The organism is Tardiphaga sp. 42S5 (assembly GCF_034044155.1).
GTDB lineage: Bacteria > Pseudomonadota > Alphaproteobacteria > Rhizobiales > Xanthobacteraceae > Tardiphaga > Tardiphaga robiniae.
Map to the genome: position 1 here is coordinate 2,030,101 of NZ_CP139027.1, position 17,438 is coordinate 2,047,538.

At 61.9% G+C, this 17,438-nt stretch carries 17 protein-coding genes; 3 read left to right on the forward strand and 14 right to left on the reverse strand.

The window, feature by feature from the left end:
• Nucleotides 1–18: 18 nt before the first annotated feature.
• The 6 genes from SFY93_RS09445 to SFY93_RS09470 all read right to left on the reverse strand — a co-directional run bounded on the left by SFY93_RS09445 (nt 19) and on the right by SFY93_RS09470 (nt 6,184).
• Nucleotides 19–639 carry a FliH/SctL family protein gene (locus SFY93_RS09445; protein ID WP_320446893.1) on the reverse strand — a complete coding sequence of 207 codons (621 nt, stop codon included), beginning with the start codon at nt 637–639 and terminating at the stop codon, nt 19–21.
• Nucleotides 639–1,730 carry a flagellar motor switch protein FliG gene (gene fliG, locus SFY93_RS09450; protein ID WP_089262059.1) on the reverse strand — a complete coding sequence of 364 codons (1,092 nt, stop codon included), beginning with the start codon at nt 1,728–1,730 and terminating at the stop codon, nt 639–641. Before fliG ends, SFY93_RS09445 begins: the two co-directional genes overlap by 1 nt.
• A gap of 5 nt (nt 1,731–1,735) precedes the next feature.
• A complete protein-coding gene (fliF, locus tag SFY93_RS09455; protein WP_089263612.1) occupies nt 1,736–3,349 on the reverse strand; it encodes a flagellar basal-body MS-ring/collar protein FliF in 1,614 nt (537 codons plus the stop codon).
• A 171-nt stretch (nt 3,350–3,520) separates the two neighbouring features.
• Nucleotides 3,521–3,796 (reverse strand): CtrA inhibitor SciP, encoded by a 276-nt coding sequence (locus SFY93_RS09460; protein WP_002714638.1) that lies wholly within the window; start codon nt 3,794–3,796, stop codon nt 3,521–3,523.
• Nucleotides 3,797–3,942: 146 nt separating this feature from the next.
• Nucleotides 3,943–4,650, reverse strand: coding sequence for a flagellar hook assembly protein FlgD (locus SFY93_RS09465; protein ID WP_320446894.1), 708 nt, complete (start codon nt 4,648–4,650; stop codon nt 3,943–3,945).
• A gap of 10 nt (nt 4,651–4,660) precedes the next feature.
• On the reverse strand, nt 4,661–6,184 hold the full coding sequence (locus SFY93_RS09470) for a flagellar hook-length control protein FliK (RefSeq protein ID WP_320446895.1): 1,524 nt from the start codon (nt 6,182–6,184) through the stop codon (nt 4,661–4,663).
• A 319-nt stretch (nt 6,185–6,503) separates the two neighbouring features.
• Between SFY93_RS09470 and mnmA the strand changes: the two genes are divergently transcribed.
• Genes mnmA through SFY93_RS09485 form a run of 3 tightly spaced genes read left to right on the forward strand, consistent with a single transcriptional unit; the run spans nt 6,504 to nt 8,769 of the window.
• Nucleotides 6,504–7,700 carry a tRNA 2-thiouridine(34) synthase MnmA gene (gene mnmA, locus SFY93_RS09475; protein WP_320447734.1) on the forward strand — a complete coding sequence of 399 codons (1,197 nt, stop codon included), beginning with the start codon at nt 6,504–6,506 and terminating at the stop codon, nt 7,698–7,700.
• A gap of 17 nt (nt 7,701–7,717) precedes the next feature.
• Nucleotides 7,718–8,356 (forward strand): class I SAM-dependent methyltransferase, encoded by a 639-nt coding sequence (locus SFY93_RS09480; protein ID WP_089262053.1) that lies wholly within the window; start codon nt 7,718–7,720, stop codon nt 8,354–8,356.
• Nucleotides 8,357–8,406: 50 nt separating this feature from the next.
• Nucleotides 8,407–8,769: a hypothetical protein gene (locus tag SFY93_RS09485; RefSeq protein ID WP_320446896.1), complete on the forward strand. Its 363-nt coding sequence runs from the start codon at nt 8,407–8,409 to the stop codon at nt 8,767–8,769.
• 15 nt (nt 8,770–8,784) lie between these two features.
• Here SFY93_RS09485 and SFY93_RS09490 read toward each other — a convergent pair whose 3' ends face one another.
• The 8 genes from SFY93_RS09490 to SFY93_RS09525 form a co-directional block, all read right to left on the reverse strand.
• Nucleotides 8,785–10,644, reverse strand: a complete 1,860-nt coding sequence (locus SFY93_RS09490) for a bifunctional sugar phosphate isomerase/epimerase/4-hydroxyphenylpyruvate dioxygenase family protein (RefSeq protein WP_320446897.1) — start codon at nt 10,642–10,644, stop codon at nt 8,785–8,787.
• Entirely contained in the window at nt 10,641–11,381 is a 741-nt protein-coding gene (locus SFY93_RS09495) for an ABC transporter ATP-binding protein (protein ID WP_089262047.1), read from the reverse strand. The genes SFY93_RS09490 and SFY93_RS09495 overlap by 4 nt, the downstream gene beginning before the upstream one ends.
• A gap of 10 nt (nt 11,382–11,391) precedes the next feature.
• Complete coding sequence (locus SFY93_RS09500) at nt 11,392–12,135, reverse strand: ABC transporter ATP-binding protein (protein WP_089262045.1); 744 nt, start codon at nt 12,133–12,135, stop codon at nt 11,392–11,394.
• The gene (locus tag SFY93_RS09505; protein WP_089262043.1) at nt 12,132–13,127 is read right to left on the reverse strand and encodes a branched-chain amino acid ABC transporter permease; all 996 of its coding nucleotides are present in this window, start codon (nt 13,125–13,127) and stop codon (nt 12,132–12,134) included. The genes SFY93_RS09500 and SFY93_RS09505 overlap by 4 nt, the downstream gene beginning before the upstream one ends.
• Nucleotides 13,124–13,999 (reverse strand): branched-chain amino acid ABC transporter permease, encoded by an 876-nt coding sequence (locus SFY93_RS09510; RefSeq protein ID WP_093759434.1) that lies wholly within the window; start codon nt 13,997–13,999, stop codon nt 13,124–13,126. Before SFY93_RS09510 ends, SFY93_RS09505 begins: the two co-directional genes overlap by 4 nt.
• 181 nt (nt 14,000–14,180) lie before the next feature.
• On the reverse strand, nt 14,181–15,119 hold the full coding sequence (locus SFY93_RS09515; RefSeq protein WP_320444434.1) for an IS110 family RNA-guided transposase: 939 nt from the start codon (nt 15,117–15,119) through the stop codon (nt 14,181–14,183).
• A 196-nt stretch (nt 15,120–15,315) separates the two neighbouring features.
• On the reverse strand, nt 15,316–16,458 hold the full coding sequence (locus SFY93_RS09520) for an ABC transporter substrate-binding protein (RefSeq protein WP_089262041.1): 1,143 nt from the start codon (nt 16,456–16,458) through the stop codon (nt 15,316–15,318).
• Nucleotides 16,459–16,518: 60 nt separating this feature from the next.
• Complete coding sequence (locus SFY93_RS09525; RefSeq protein WP_320446898.1) at nt 16,519–17,409, reverse strand: shikimate dehydrogenase; 891 nt, start codon at nt 17,407–17,409, stop codon at nt 16,519–16,521.
• Nucleotides 17,410–17,438: the final 29 nt, after the last annotated feature.

The following is a 17,438-nucleotide window of genomic DNA, read 5'->3' on the forward strand; positions in this document are numbered from 1 at the left end:
CTAGTCCTCACAGCCCTGTCAGGCCTGATTGCGCGACGCCATGTAGCGTCCGACGAGTTCGTTGATCTTGGCGTCGATGGTTGCGCGCTCCAGCACGACGCCGCCATCCGCCCATTCGATTTTGCAGTCGCCATTTTCGATGTCCGGCTCGGCGAGAATGACGAGGCGGCCGGCGAAGCCGCTTTGTTTGGCCTGTTTCTCGATGCGTTCGCGTGCTTCGTCGTAGAGCTGGTCGTTGATGCGCACCACGAGATGCGGCGTCGACACCAGATTCTTGAAACAGTCGTGGACCAGAGCCATGACTTCGGTGAGCGGCTCGACGGCGATCAATTCACTGCAGAGTTTGCGTGCCACCGATACCGCGACATCGACAGCTTCGGTTTCCATCTTTTCTTCGATGGTCCCGAAGCGCGACGAGATCGAGGAGATCGCAACGCCGATCTGTTCCAGCGCCAATGCGGCGCGACGGTCGCTTTCGGCCTTGGCTTCGCGCTGGGCCGCATCGAAGCCGGCGCGATAGGCCTGGGCCTCGGCGTTGGCAACCTTCTCCGCGATCTCGGCGGGCGTGATCGGGGGCGCGCGCGTCTTGTCGGGCGCTGCGAAGTCCATATCGAACAGAAATTTTGCAGGAGCCGCCATCAATACACCAGCTCGTCGTCGGCGCGGTTCTTGGTCAGCACGATTTCGCCCTTGGCCGCGAGATCCTTGGCCAAATTCACCAGCAGCGCCTGTGCCTCGTCGACGTCGCGCAGGCGGACCGGGCCGAGTGCGGCCATATCGTCGGTCAACATCTTGGCGGCGCGGGACGACATGTTGCCCATGAAGAAGGCGCGAACTTCCTCGTTGGCGCTCTTCAATGCGATACCCAGCTTGTCCTTGTCGATGCTGCGCATCAGGGTCTGTGCCGAGCCGGCATCCAGCTTGATGAGGTCGTCGAAGGTAAACATCAGCGCCTTGATGCGCTCGGCCGCCTCGCGATTGTCTTCTTCCAGCGAGGTGATGAAGCGCGTCTCGGTCTGGCGGTCGAAATTGTTGAAGATTTCTGCCATGACTTCGTGCGCGTCGCGGCGACGGGTCTGCGAGAGGTTCGACATGAATTCGACGCGCAGCGTCTGTTCGACGCGCTCGATGACTTCCTTCTGCACCGCTTCCATCTTGAGCATGCGGTTGATGACGTCGAGCGCAAGATCCTCGGGCAGGATGCCGAGCACGCGTGCCGCATGCTCCGGCTTCAGCTTCGACAGCACCACAGCGACGGTCTGCGGATATTCGTTCTTCAGGTAGTTCGCGAGAACCTCTTCCTGCACGTTCGAGAGTTTTTCCCACATGTTGCGGCCGGCGGGGCCGCGGATTTCTTCCATGATACCGCTGACGCGCTCGGACGGCAGATACTGGGTCAGCAGACGCTCGGTGGCATCGAAAGTGCCCATCAGGGCGCCGGAGGCGGACATCCGCGATACGAATTCGAGCAGCAGATCTTCGACCGTCTCCGGCTCGATGGTTCCGAGCGACGACATGTGAAGTGAAAGCTCACGCACTTCGTCGTCGTCGAGCTGCGCCCACACCTTGCCGCCATACTGTTCGCCCAGCGCCAGCATCAGGATGGCTGCACGCTTCGGGCCGCTGAGCGGTTTCGCGGGCGCACGGCCACCCTGGCGCTGTGCGAGCGATGCTACGACGCTGGCGATGTCGCTGCTGTTATCGCCGGTGGTTTGCGGAACGGATGCCATTCAGATCACGCCGGTTCCTGCAGCCATGCGCGAACAATGGCTGCGGTTTCGTTGGGGTTACGATCGGCCAGTTCGCCCACGCGATGCACGGATTGCGCGTGGACCTGACCCTGGATGGTGGCGACGTCGATCATGTTGGGGCCGCTGGCGGGAATGACGGTCTGTCCGTCAGCGCTGAGGGCGACACCGTCGGGAAGAACGAGAGCGTTGGCTGCGGGGAGCGCCGGCACGGGCTCAGAGGCGAGGACGCGGCGGACCAGCGGGCGGATGACCATGAACATCACGACCAGACCGAGCAGCATCATGACCGCGAGTTCGATGACGTGCATCACGTCATCCTTGGTGAATTGCATCATGCCGAGCAAACCGGTCGGCTCCGGCGTCGGAACGACAGTTGGGCCCTCGGCGAATTTCAGGTTGACGACCTCGACCTGATCGCCGCGCTTCTGGTCGAAGCCAATGGCCGAACGGACCAGCGCTGCGATGCGATCGAGTTCTTCCTTGGGGCGTTGGGCGTAGACCTGCTCGCCCTTCTCGTTCTTGCTGTAGCTGCCGTCGACCAGGACCGCGACCGAGATGCGATTGACACGGCCTGCTTCGGTAACTTCGGTCTTGGTGACGCGGGAGATTTCGTAATTGTTGGTTTCTTCCGACTTCTTGCTTTGATCCTTCGCCGTCCCCGTGTTGCCAGCCGCCTGATTTCCCGGCAGTTCGTTGTTGACGGTGACTTGGCCATCCCGCTCGCCGACGGCGGAGGATTCTTCGCGGCTCTGGCTGGAGCGCAAGACCCGGCCTTCAGGGTCGAATTTGTCGGAGGTCTGCGTGACCTTGTTGTAGTCGAAGTCGGCTGTGAGCTGGACCCGGGCCCGGCCTGCGCCCACCACCGAGGAAACGATCGCTTCGACCTGGCTGCGCATCCGCTTCTCGAAGCCGGCGCGGCGCTCGTCGCCGGTGGCGCCCTCCATGGTCGCGTCGGCGGCGCCGTCGGCGAGCAGTTGTCCCGCTTCGTCGACGATCGAAACCCGGGCCGGCTTTAGGCCGTTGACGGCCGAGGCGACAACATGGCGGATCGCCCGAACCTGCTGTGGGTCGAGGGCGCCGCGGACGCGGACGACGATCGAGGCCGAAGGCTCAGGCGCTTCGCGGGAGAACAGGGGGCGTTCCGGCAGGACGAGGTGGACGCGGGCAAACTGCACCCGGTCGATCGCCCGGATAGTTCGAGCCAATTCGCCTTCGAGAGCACGTAAGTGGTTGATATTCTGAACAAAACTTGTTGTGCCGAGAGCGTCGGACTTGTCGAAAATCTCGTAGCCGACGCCGCCACCCTTGGGCAGGCCGCCTTCGGCCAGCTTCATGCGCAGGCGGGTCACCTTGTCCTTCGGCACCATGATGGCGGCACCGTCGTTCTTCAGCTCATAGGGGATAGCCTGGCGTTCCAGGTCCTTGATGATCGCCGAGGAGTCCTCGACGCTCAGGTCCGTGAACAGGGTGGTCATCTGCGGCGTGGTGACCCGCATGATGACGAAAGCAAAGAAGCCGATGAGTGCGGCCGTGACCGCGACCATCGCCATCAGGCGCGCCGCGCCGAGACCCTTAAGGAAACTTAGAAGACTCTGCACGAACCAGCCCCTGAGATTCGGCCTCAAAGACCGACTGGGCAAATTTTGCCGGGGTATGGTTTCGATATGGTTAACGGCGGTTAACGGGTGGCAAAAATATGGCCAAATGACGAAAACCGGCTTCCCATGAGGGAGCCGGTTTTCATCGAATTGGAGATATTAACGATTCGTTTACTGACGATACTGCTGGATGCGGGTGGTCCGCAGTCCTGCCAGACCGTGCTGGTCGATCGAGAACTGCCAGGAGAGAAATTCGTCGACTGTCAGCGTATAGCGGCTGCAGGCTTCCTCAAGAGACAAAAGGCCACCGCGGACGGCGGCGACAACTTCGGCTTTACGGCGGATGACCCACCGTTTGGTTCCGGGCGCGGGCAGATCCGCAATTGTTAACGGACTGCCGTCAGGCCCGATGACGTATTTGACCCTCGGGCGATGGGGTTCTGTCATGGCGTACTCACAAACTCTCAACCACTGAACTCACTTCAACAATCTACGCCCAGCGACTTAAAATTTGCCTAAGCCTACAACTCCAATGCGAATAGAACTGGATTTGGTTCGAAATAATCGTCCCGAGGAGATGATGCGGCGCAGCGTCAGGTTGTCTGTGTGGGTGGCGGCGTCGTCGGACGCACCACACGCTTGATCTTGTCGACGGTATAGTTGGTGCCATTGATCGAGAGCAGGGCGGGGCTCGCTGACAGATCGACGGAATCGACAACGCCCTGGACTTCCGTGGAGATGGCGACGTCGCGACCGTTGTCGTCCTTGCCCGTTGCCGTCAGCGTATAGGCCCCTTCGGGATACTGAACGCCATCATTGCCTTTACCGTCCCATACGAAAGTGCCGTTGCCGGACTTCAACGTATACTTGCCGGTGTAGACAACGTTACCAGCTGAATTCGTAATGTTGACGGTGGCTGTCGAGTCCTTGTCGGCGAGCAGATTCCATGTCGCCGACGTCTTGAATTGCGCCGTGCTGCCATCGACGGCGACGTTGTTGCCGACATAGATGAGCGCCTGCGTCGCTTCCGTAGCTTTGCCAAGATCGACCAGAGCTTTCAGCTGATCGTTCGACTTGAGCTGCTGTTCGACGCCCGCGAACTGTACCAGCTGCTGTGTGAACTGGTTGGTATCGAGCGGATCGAGCGGGTTCTGGTTCTGCAGCTGCGTCGTCAGCAGTGTCAGGAACGTCTGGAAATTATCCGCAATGCCGGTGGTCGTCGAGCCAGAGCTGCTGCTCGAGTTCGATACCGGTGTGGTACCGGATACGACAGGGGGTGGAGTCGTTGCGTCAACTGCCATGGTTCGCTCCTCAAATACTGATGTCGACGCCGCTGCTGGATCCCAGCATGCGGCCATAACCACGGCCCGCAGCGATCGCAGGCACGGACTCGTCTTCGTGGATCACAAGGCGCTGGGCGTTGCGGCCCGAATTCTCGCCACTGTTTTGTTGCTGGCCTTGCGACTGATCGCGCAGGCTGAATTGTAGTCCGCTGTCATTGGTCTTGAGGCCGGCCTGTTCGAGTGCGCGCTGCAGTTGCGGTGCATCCTGGCGCAACATGGTCAGGGTTTCCGGCTTCTCGACGGTGAGATGCGAGGTGACATTGCCGTGCTTGTCGACTTCGAGGCGGACATCGATACGGCCAAGCTCAGCAGGGTCGAGCCGGATGTCGAAGCTACTCTTGCCCGATTTGGCGTTCTGGGCGATCTCGACAGCGACGCCGTTCAAAGGCACTGGCGCATTGGTCGCGACCGTGGCGGTCAATTGCGGGGTCGCAGCTGCAATCGGCGTCGGTGCGGTCGGCAACGGTTGCTGCTGCAAGCTATTGGTGGTCGGCGCAGCTACATCCGGTATTGCAGCCTGGGCGGTGTGTTCGGTACGACGCTCATGGGCAGCGCCAGCCGCGGGCTTTACAGCTTCCGGTGCAACGGCGGTCGGGTCGGTTGCTACGTCCTCTACGGGTTTGTCGCCCGGCTTGGCTTCCTTGCCGACTGTTGCCGCTGCGGCCGCGTCGACTGGCTGCGTGGACGTCGTCGTGGTCGCTTTCGTCTTGTCTTCTGATTTAGCCTCAGCCGTTGATGCCGTTGTTGCATCGGCTGTGCCGGTCTTCTTTGCGCCGGCTTTGCCGCCCGCGGGCGTCGCGGATGCGATAAGTGCTGCGAAATTCGCTTCGGCTTCCGGGGGCGTCGTTGCAGGCGCTGCTTCGACGTCAGCCGTCGCAGCTTCGGTCACTGCCGTCTGGGCTTTCAGAACGGCTGCAGCGATGGCGAGAGGCTGTGCAACGCCAGTGGTTTCGGGCGCCGTCGGAGCTACTGCAACATCGGTCGTGGCCGCAGGTATGGGGATCGCGACGGCGACGGCGGCGATCGCGACGGGCTTCTCGGTTGAAGCCGTTGCGTCAGTGTCGGTCGTTGCGGTCTTGTCGGTATCCTTGGACGAGGCGTCCTTGGTGTCGGTCTTGTCGCCCATCTTCGCGTCGGCCTTGGAATCGGCCTTCGTGTCGCTCGGGTCGCTCTTCTTCGCCTTGCGGGAGTCCTGCGCGGCATCGGCTGCCTGGGTGTCGCGGTCACGTGCATTGGCGGCCGCGTTGTCGGCGCGATCGTCGGCCTGCCGTGTGCGGTCATTGCTTGAGGAGCGCGTGTCGTCGCGCCGTGCGGGTGCGGGCAGATCAGGCTGGGCGGCCGCGGCGCGATCGGTCACGACGCTGGCGGCAGTGTTGCTGTCGACCAGCGAGCCGAAGCTGTCGGCATCCGACCGCTGATCGTCGTGGGACGAATTCGATCGTGCGTTCTGAAACGAGACGTTTGAGACGATATCGGACGTGACGCTAACCACGGGCGGCCTTTCCAGAAGAGTTCTATCCTCCTTTCAGCAAGGACCGGGCCACCTCTCGTTTTATAAAAATATCTATATAATCAGTATGTTGTAATTCGGATGGAACCTCCGTGGGGACCGTCGCGGCATTATCTTTTCTGCCCGGCGGCAAGAATTGCCGTTTCCGGCGAGGCGCCGTGATTGATTGAGCGCAAGGCGGCCTATATTAAAGTGCCATATCCCAACCCATTGTCGGACCGACCTTAAGTTCCGGGATTTGGCTCCGTTTTCCTGATCGCGACGGTTTGCAGCCAGCGCGGTCGCATCAGTGACCGAAACCATGCTCAACAGTCTCGATCTCGAAGGCCGTCCGCAGGACACCAGGGTCGTGGTCGCCATGTCCGGCGGCGTCGACTCCTCGGCGACGGCTGCGCTGTTGAAGTCGCAGGGCTACGACGTCGTCGGTATTACGCTACAACTCTACGATCACGGCGCCGCCACCCATCGCAAGGGCGCCTGCTGCGCCGGCCGTGACATCCATGATGCCCGCGACGTCGCCGAGCGGATCGGGATCCCGCATTATGTGCTGGATTACGAAAGCCGGTTCCGCGAGTCGGTCATCGACAATTTCGCCGCGAGCTATGCTTCCGGCGAAACGCCGGTGCCGTGCATCGAATGCAATCGTTCGGTCAAGTTCCGCGACCTGCTGGCGACCGCGCGCGATCTCGGCGCGCAGGCGCTGGCGACCGGGCATTACGTGGCCTCACGCCGCCTTGCTGACGGCTCGCGCGCCATGGTCTGCGCTGCCGATGCCGATCGCGACCAGAGCTATTTCCTGTTCGCCACCACGCAGGAACAGCTCGATTATCTCCGCTTTCCGCTCGGCGACATGAGCAAGCCGCAGACCCGCGAATTGGCTCGGCAGTTCGATCTGTCGGTCGCCGACAAGCAGGACAGCCAGGACATCTGCTTCGTGCCGTCCGGCCGCTACACCGACGTGATCGAGCGTCTGAAGCCGAATGCGCTCGAACCGGGCGAGATCGTCGATATGGATGGCCATGTCATCGGCCGCCACGACGGCATTGTCCATTTCACTATCGGCCAGCGCCGCGGCCTCGGTATTGCAGCGAGTGCGCCCCTCTATGTCGTCAAACTCGATGCCATCACCCGTCGCGTGGTGGTTGGCCCGCGTGAGGCCTTGCGGATGCACCGCATTGTGCTGCGCGACGTTAACTGGATCGGCGGCGGGACGCTCGATAGCGCCGTTGGCGACGGTCTCGAGCTGTTCGTCAAGGTGCGCTCGACGCGTGCGCCGCAGCCGGCCTGGTTGCGTGCCGTGAATGGCGGCTACGAGATCGAACTGGTCGGCGGCGAAGAGGGCGTATCGCCCGGTCAGGCCTGTGTGTTCTACGACGCGCCGGACGGGCAGGCCCGCGTGCTCGGCGGCGGCTTCATCAAGAGCGCTGCGGCGAAAAGCCCTGTCAGCACCTCCCCCCGCGATGCTAATGTCCCCGCCGTCGCAGCGATGCGTGTGTAAGAGTTCAGGGTAGGGGCATGGCTGGCGATATCGACCGCGCGGGGGTCGCGAAGGCTTACGGGCGCTGGGCGCCGATTTACGATCTCGTTTTTGGCAAGGTGTTCGATAGCGGTCGGCAATCGACGATTATCGAGGCCGATCGCATCGGCGGCCGCATCCTCGATGTCGGCGTCGGCACGGGTCTGTCGCTGGTCGATTACGCCCGCACCACGAAGATTTGCGGCGTCGATATTTCCGAGCCGATGCTGCGCAAGGCGCATGAGCGCGTCCGCACCCACAATCTCACCAATGTCGAAACGCTGGCGGTTATGGATGCGAAGAATCTCGCATTCCCCGACAATCATTTCGATGCCGTCGTGGCGCAATATGTCATCACAGCCGTACCCGATCCGGAAGCGACGCTGGACGATTTCATCCGCGTGTTGAAACCAGGCGGCGAGCTCATTCTCGTCAATCACATCGGCGCTGAAAGCGGTCCGCGCAAGATTTTCGAACTGGCCTTTGCGCCGCTGGCGCGCCGTCTCGGCTGGCGACCGGAATTTCCGTGGAAGCGGCTGGTGGACTGGGCAACGGTCCATGGCGGGATCACACTGGCCGAGCGGCGGCCGATGCCGCCGATGGGGCATTTTTCGCTGATCCGCTACATTAAATCCTGACTGTGGAGCGCGGGACCGGAACCTCCGTTCGCGCCCGCGGTTGGCTCCGGATGCAGATCAAACAGTCGCTCGTCATCGCAGGTCTAGTCATCGCCGGTTCCAGCGCCGCCTTCGCGCAGGCGCCGCCGACGCCTCCCGCACGGACCGCGCCGCCATCGGCCGAGCGCGCAAATGCCAATTGTGCACCCACACAAACGACCCCACAGGGGACGATTGCTCCAAGCGGTACGACGACCGGCCAGAGCCCGGAGCCGTTGGGCGATAAACTTGCGAAGTCAGATGGTGTTCTGTGCCCGCCGAGCAATGTCGATCCCGCGATGCGGGCACGCGCGCCGAATTCAGATAGCAGCAATACGCCGGTGATTCCCCCGCCCGGCAGTCCCGGTGGCGATCAAAGCGTTCGGCCGAAGTAAGCCTTAACGAGTTCGTCAGGCGCGCGGCACGGACACAGGCCGCGCGTCACGCGTTTGAGCTGCGAGACGGATACCGGCGTTAGCCGCACCAAATCCCTGATAGTTGCGGCGCTCGACAATCTCGAAGAAGAAGCGCTCATCGAAGCTCGGCGTGTAGATCTGGAAGAATTCGCCGTCGCCTTCGCGATCATACAGGATCTGGTTGTCGCGCAGCGCAGCCATCAGCTCGGCGTCGAGCCCATATTTAGCTTCCACGTCATCGTAATAGTTGTCAGGAATGCGCAGGAATTTTGCACCGCGTTTGCGCATATCAGCCACGGCTGCAAAGATATCGTCGCACAAGAACGCGATATGTTGCACGCCGGAACCGAAGAACTCCGAGATGAAGCGGTTCGACAGCGTGCGCGTTGCGGATGATCCGTTCAGGATGATGCGCAGTGACTGATTGGCTGATATCAGCGCCTGGCTTTGCACAAGGCCGACCGGGTCGGGAATTTCCATTTGTGGCAGGCGCTGCAGGTCGAGAATGCCGGTGTAGAACAACAGCCATGACAGCATCTCGTCATAGGGCATCGATTGCGAGATGTGATCGACGACGGAGAGATGATCCGTACCGGTATCGCTCTTGAGCGGCTCGAAATCTACGTCCCAGTTCTTGCCGGCCGCTTCCAGGAAATAGAGAAGACTGCCGCCGACGCCGTGGATCGCCGGGATTTCCAGTTCGCCCGGTCCAACCGGCTGATAGAACGTCCGCGCCTGCAAGGCTTCCGCGCGCGCCATGGCCTGCTTGGTATTGCCGACGTCCAGTGCGATGGCGCACACGCCGGGGCCATGCGTCACGTAATGCGAATGCGCAAAACCGTCCGGCTCGGAATTGATCACCAACTCAATCGCGCCTTGGGACCAACGTTCGACGTCCTTGCTGCGATGGGCGCCAGTCTTGTGAAAGCCAAGTTGGCTGAGCAGCGTTGCGAGGTCAGTCGCCTTGGTCTCATTGACGGCGAATTCGATGAAGCCGACGCCGCGGGTCGATGTCTTCGGCTGCAGGGCGTCGGCGGGTGTCTTTGCCAGTTGATCCTGCAACAGGATCAGTGAGCGCAATCCGTCAGTGGCGGTACGAACGGCAGAGCCTGCGCGGAACTGGTCGTTGAAAATCTCGAGGGACCACGCGCCGCTATAGCCGGTGGCTTGCACGGCTTCCATGAACTTGGCCACAGGCAGGTCGCCCTGACCGGGGAAGCAGCGGAAATGCCGGCTCCAGGACAAGACATCGAGGCCCAGCTTCGGCGCGTCGGCGAGCTGCACCAGAAAGATCTTGTCGGCCGGGATGGATGCGATGGCGCTGACGGGAAATGCCGGGGCCAGCGCATGGAAGCTGTCGAGGATGACGCCGATCGACGGGTGATTGGCGCGGCGCACGATCTCCCAGGCATCGCGATAGTCGTTGACATGAGCGCCCCATGCGAGCGCTTCGAAGCCGACACGCATGCCATGCTGCGCGGCGAGGTCCCCAAGTTCGCGAAAATCCGCTGCTGCGCGGTCGATACCGCCGAGCGAGACCGGCGAGATGTTGCTGCAGATCAGCATCAAGCCCGTCTGCAACTCTTTCATCAGGTCAAACTTGCGCGCCGCGCGCGCGAAGTTGCGGCTGCGCTGTGGCTCCGGCATGCCCTCGAAGTCGCGAAACGGCTGGAAAGCGCAGATGGTCAGGCCGAGGTCGCGGCACATCTGGCCGACGTCCCTGGGGCTTCCATTGAAGGATAGAAGGTCCGCTTCAAAGATCTCGACCTCGTCGAAGCCGGCGGCAGCGATGGCGCGGAGTTTCTCATCCAGTGCGCCTGATAGCGAGACGGTAGCGATCGAGAGCTTGTTCATGCCGCGGTCTCCGTCATGGCGCCGCCGAGGAACAATTGTCCGATGCGCGGATCGTTGAGCACACGGTCGGCCTTGTCCATCAAGCGGGTCTGGCCGAGTTCGAGCACGATGCCGAAGTCGGAAATCTCCAGCGCCGAGCGCGCATTTTGCTCGATCATCAGGATCGAGACGCCGCGGTCGCGCAGCTCTTTCAGGATATTGAAGGTCTGCAGCACCATCAGCGGCGACAGCCCGATGGAAGGTTCATCGATCAGCACCAGCTGCGGATTGAGCAGCAGGCCGCGGGCGATTTCGAGCTGCTTCTGCTCGCCGCCGGACAAGGTTGACGCCTGTTGCTTGGCCTTGGTGCGGAGCACGGGGAATTTGTCGAGAGCGGCCTCGATACGGGCCGGCAGATCGGTGATGTCGCGGCCGGCGGCGACGGCACCGAGTTCGATATTGTGACGGACCGTGAGTTCCGGGAAGATGTTGCGGCCTTGCGGGACATAGCAGATGCCGGCCGTCAGCAGTGCGCGCTGGCTGAGACCGGTGACGTCCTTGCCCTTGAATACGACTTTGCCTTCGCGCAGCTTCAGCAGACCGAAGATCGCCTTGAACACCGTGGACTTGCCGGCGCCGTTTGGCCCGATGACGGTGGTGATCGACCCAGCCGGCACCGAGAAGGTGGTGCCATTCAAGATCGTCATCTTGCCGTAGCCGCCGACAAGGTTCTGAACGTCCAGGATTGCATCGCTCATGGCACTATCCTCAATGTCCCAGATAGGCTTCGATCACGGCAGGATTGGCGCGGATTTCGTCCGGTCGCCCCACCGCAAGAACCTTGCCTTCGGCCATCACCATCACGCGTGTGCAGAGCGACATCACGAATTCCATGTTGTGCTCGATGACAACGAAAGTGGCGCGCTTCTCCCGGTTGATCGCCGCGAGGCGATCCTTGAGATCCGCGAGCATGGTCAGGTTGACGCCGCCGGCAGGCTCGTCGAGCAGCACGAGGCGCGGTCCGCCCATGAAGGCCATCGCGGCATCGAGCAGTTTCTGCTGGCCATAAGAGAGGCCGCCCGCGGGCTCATCGGCGAGATGGTCGAGCTTGAAGAAGCCGATCATCTGGTTGGCCGCCTCGGTCAGTCCGGCATCGGATGGGCCGAGCAGGCGCGACAGCATGTTACCTTGGTGTTCCTGACCGGCAAGAATCAGGTTTTCGCGCACCGACAGCTTCGGGAATACCTGCAGCAATTGAAACGTGCGGCTGACACCGAGGCCGTTCAGCTCTGACGGCCGCATGCCGGTGACCACCTTGCCGTCGACCTTCACTTCGCCGGCGCTTGGTGTGAGCTGGCCGAGGATGCAGTTGAACAGAGTAGACTTGCCGCAGCCATTCGGACCGATCAGGCCGAGGATTTCCCCTTCCTGCACATCGAACGAGACGCCGTTGACGGCGGTGATGCCGCCAAAGCTCTTACGGATATTGCTGACTTCGAGAACCGCGGTCATGGCGCCGTTTCCAGTTTCGCTTTGGCGACCGCACGCAATGCGGACGCTGCCTTGGTGCGGCGTTCGGAGATATAGCGATCGAGAATGCCGAGAATGCCGGTGGGTGAGTAGATCAGCAGCAAAATTACCGCGATGGCATAGAGCATCAGATAGTAACCCTGCGTGAAGCGCAGCCATTCAGGCAGCAGCACAGCAATCATCGCGCCAAGGAACGGCCCGAAGAAGAAACCGGAGCCGCCGACGATCACCATCATCAAGAGATCGAGCGACAGCGACAGGTGGAACGGCACAGGATCGACATATTGGGTCAGCGGCGCATAGAGCGTGCCGGCCACGCCGCCGAGTGCGGAGCCGATCGCAAAGGCCATCAGCGTATAGCGCCGTGTGTCAATGCCGAGCGAGAGCGCACGAACGGGATTTTCGCGCAGCGCGATGAAAGCGCGGCCCCAGGGCGAACGGATCAGCCACCAGACGGCCAGTGAGACGATACCGAGCGATCCCAGACAGACATAATAGAACGGCAACGGCCGCCGCGTCGGATAGCCGAAAATCTCCGGGCGAGGGATGTTGCTGATGCCGTAGATGCCCTTGGTCAGCCAATCCTCGTTCCGAAACACGAGAAAAGCGAGCGTCGAAAAGGCGAGGGTGACAAAAGCCAGATAGTGATGCTGTACGCGGAGCGCGGGGTAACCGAGAATCCAGCCGATGGCGAAGCACAGCACGATGGCAACGCCGAGCGCTCCGATGAGCGGCAGACCATTCGATGTCATGATCGCAGCCGTATAAGCGCCGATGCCGACAAAGGCGCCCTGCGCCAGCGAAACCTGCCCGGCATAGCCGAGCGTGAGGTTAAGCCCCATGGCGGCGATGGTCATCACCGCCCACTGGCTCAGGATGAACAGACCGTAGCGGTTGAAATTCATCGGGACGATGATCAGCGCGGCAATGACAACGATGCCGAAGCCGATCTTGAGGGTCTTCGCCGCGGTCATACGGTGCGCTCCTCGGGCCGGCCGAGCATGCCCTGTGGCCGAAACAGAATGATCGCGATCAGCAGAACCAATGGCACGGCGGCGCGATACTGGGTGGAGACATAGGCGGCGGAGAGATTATCGACGACGCCGATCAGCAGGCCGCCGGCAATGGCGCCGCGGACCTGGTTGAAGCCGCCGACAATGGCGGCGATGAATGCGGCCTGGCCAAGCACTTCGCCGTTGGAGAATTTAGCGAGATAGATCGGCGTGATGAGGAGTGAAGCCAGCGCGACCAGAAACGCGTTGATCAGGAAGGTCAGCAGGATCATGCGTTCAACGGGCACGCCGATGATGCGCGCGACGGTCGGGTTTTGCGCGGCAGCCTGCATCTGGTGACCGATGGAGGTGCGGTTCAGCAGCGTTGTCAGGCCGAGCACGGCGAGAATCGCCAGCACCAGCACGCCGATGCTCTGCAGGGCGACGACGCGGCCGAAAATCGTGACGTCACCGCCCGGGATGATCGATGGAAATGGTGAGGCTTCGGCACTCCAGAATTGCTTGGCGGCTTCCTTGATGCCGATGGCCAGGGCCATGGTCGCAATCGCCAGCGGCAGCACGCCATGGCGCAGCATTGGATCGACCAGCAACATTTTGAAGCCGAGGCCCAGCAGCAGCAGCGACAGCGCGATGCCAATCAGGATCGCCAGCCAGAACGGTGCGCCGGCATGCATCACCGCCAGCATCAGGAAGGCCGGCAGCATGACGAATTCGCCCTGCGCGAAATTGATGGTCTGTGAGGTCTGCCACAGCAGCGTGAAGCCGACGGCGACGATCGCGTAGATCGCCCCGGTGGCAAGACCTGCGATGAGGAGATCGAGAAGGTTGGACATGTGGTTCTCCAAATGGCCGGCAGCTAAAGCACCGGCCGCGCGCTCCCTCGCCCCGCTTGCGGGGAGAAGGCTGGGGTGAGGGGTTCTTGCAAGTAAAACACTCGCTCCCCCTCACCCGAAGCCTCGCTTCCGCTTGGCTCCGACCTCTCCCCGCAAGCGGGGAGAGCGACTGTCTTTTTGGTCAAGCGTTTTGATGCTGCCATGGGGTCTTGTCTCGCAGGATGGCGTTGAGGATGGTGAGCAGCTTGCGGGCGACGGCGATGATAGCGACGAGCTTGGGCTTGCCGGCGGCGACGAGCTTGTCGCGGAACAGTTTGAGCTGCGGATTGAAGCGGGCGGCCACCATCGCTCCCATGAACAACACGCGGCGTACATTGGCCCGGCCGCCGCCGATGAAGCTCTTGCCGCGCCACTGGCCGGATTGCCGGGTCCATGGCGCCAAACCGGCGAGAGCCGCAATCTGACGACGATCGAGTGTGCCGAGCTCCGGCAGTTCGGCAATCAGGCTGCGCGCGATGGTCGGACCGATGCCGGGCACCGACGCCAGCAAGTCTTCTTTCTCGGCCCAGGCCGGCGATCCCCGCACGTGATCGCCGATGTCGTCGTCCAGTTCGGACAACTCCTTCTCCAGTGCCTTGTGGAGCCGGGCGATGCTCTTCTTCAGGCGCGGATTGCTGACGCGCCGCGCACGCTGGCCTTCCGCGGCCATCATCTCAACGATCTGGCGCCGACGCGCCACCAGATCGGCTAGCAGCCGCGTCGTGGCATCGGGAAGCGGCCGCAGTTGCGGTTTGGTCGCCTCGGTAAAATGCGCGATCACCATGGCATCGATCGGATCGGTCTTGGCGCGCTTGCCGAGGGCGTTGGCAAAGGCGCGCACCTGTGCCGGATTGACCACCACCACAGGCAGATCGGCGCCGGCCAATCCTGCGGCGACCACCGTCTCGAAGCCGCCGGTCGCCTCGATCGCCACCACCAGTGGCGGTCGCGCTTTCAGCCGCGCGATCAGATCATCGATCCCCGCACCATTGCGGGCAACCGCAAAACTCTCACCGCCCGGACGCATCGCCACGTCCAACCGATCCTTCGACACATCGATGCCAACATAAATCGCGTCCATCTGATCCCATCCTTGCGCAACCGGGCTTGCTGAGCGGCCCAAGCGACTGTTCGGGTTCGATGGAACGGCAAGCAAGGACCCGCGCTCTCCCACGGGCTTGGTGTCCCTCAGGTTACTCGGTCTCCCGCCTGCCACCGCTCCGCATAGCTTAGCAGAAACGGCGGGAGGCAAGTTACAAGGTTAAGTACGTGAGGCCTCAGTTGCCGAGCTTTGGCAGCACCTGCTTGACGACCTGCTTGCCCTCGACGATCTCGACGAGGAAACCCTGTCTATCGATGTCGCCATTGGCGTCGAAGGTCGCGTCCATCAGGATGCCCGGCTCCTTGGCGGCGGTGATGGTGAAGCCGTGCAGGGCATCGGCGAAGCCCTTGGAATCGACCTTGCCCATCTTCTCGGTGGTGGCCTTGATCATGTAGATCGCGAGCCAGCCCTTGAGGCCGTTATGGTCTGGGACGTAGTTGTACTTCTTCACGAACTTGTCGCGGAACGCCTTGATCAGTTCGACCGGCGCGTCGGTGGTGAGGCCGACATGGCCGCGCGCGCCATTGGCCGCGTCGCCGGCGAGTTCGACGACCTTCTGTCCGACCAGCGTGGTTTCGCCGACCAGCGGCACAGTGATGCCCTGGCGTTTCAACTCCTTGAGTATGCGCGCGCTCTCTTCTTCGTTGACGTAAACGAAGACTGCATCCGGCGCTGCCGACTTGATCTTGCTGACATCGGCCGCGAAGTCGGCCTGGCCGGCCTCGGTGGAGAGATCGGCCGCGACTTTGATATTGTACTTGGCGAATTCCTTGCTGATGGAATCGCGCCCGCCTTTGCCGAAGTCATTGTTAACCCAAACGATGGCGACCGACTTCGCCTTCAATTCGTCATTGATGTATTTGGCGACCTTGGGCATGGACGACTGCTGGCCAAACGACGTCCGGAACAGAAACTTGTTGCCGGTTGTCGTGAGTTCAGCGGCTTCGCCGCCCATGATTTGTGCGATGCCGGCTTCGGCGGCGAGCGGCGCGGTGACCTTCACCGAACCGGAATAGCCGGGCCCGAGCAGCACATAAGGCTCGGCGTCCAGTGCCTTCTGAACCTGGGCGCGGGCGACACCGGGGTTGGACTGCGAGTCTGCATGGGTCACTTCCAGCTTGCGGCCGAGTACACCGCCCTTGGAATTGATTTCTTCGATCGCGAGATCGATGCCGTTCTTCCAGTTGGTGCCGACGGTGGCGCCGCCGCCGGACAATTCGGCGACATTGGCGAGTTTAATAGGGGCTCCGGACTGCGCGATGGCAGCACCGGTCAATACAGTCGCGAGCAGGGCGCTCGCCAAAAACACTGGCTTCATGGAATCCTCCTGTTGCTATTGTTGTGTTTGTGGGTGCGGCCTTATGAGCGGCCGCTTCATTCAGGCTGCGTTTGGTGTCGGGTACCTTTTGACCATGACGGCGTCGAAAGCAATTCCCATTTCAGTCGGTGAAGGCGCAAATCCTGTAAACAACTCAAAGGCATCGGCGGCCTGGTAGATCGCCAGATCGCGGCCGGTCATGACCGGCGCGCCTTTGGCCTTGGCCGCGTTGAGCAGCGGCGTCCACAGCGGGGAATACACCGCATCCGCAACCCACGCTTCCGCATGCAGCAGCGCATCGGGCACCGGCGTGCCGCGGTTGGGCAACATGCCGATGGGTGTGCCGTTGACGATGCCGACTGCACCGCAAACGGCGTCATCGACGCTGTCCGCCACACGGATGCTTTGCCTGTTCTGGAGCAGGGACACGAGATGCCGGGCCTTGGCCGTGTCCGTATCGAAAATCCGGATCTCCGAAACGCTAAGATCGGCCAATGCAAAGGCGATGGCCTTGCCGACGCCGCCGGTGCCGATGACTGCGACCGGGCCATGGTTGGAATTGGCGACCAGTTGTCTGGCTGCGCGGGCAAACCCCGTGGTGTCGGTGTTGTGGCCAGTCAGCCTGCCGTCGCGCACTACGACAGTGTTGACGGCACCGATGGCCTTAGCCCCGGGCGATAGCTCGTCGAGCAGATCGACCACCGCTTCCTTATAGGGGAAAGTCACATTGATACCGGCAAAGCCAAGGCGACAGACGCTGTCGAGAATAATGCGTAATTCGTTGCGGTCGGCACCGGCGATTTCGATGAGCTGATAGTAGCCGTGCGCGCCCATCGCCTGGGCGGCCCGCTCGTGCATCGCCGGTGACGCCGAATGCGCGATCGGCGCACCAAGCAGGCCGGTAAGGAAGCGCTGGCCCGTCGCTGGGGTATGGGGCGTCGAAGAGGTCATGAACGGATGGCCAATACTGTCAATCATCA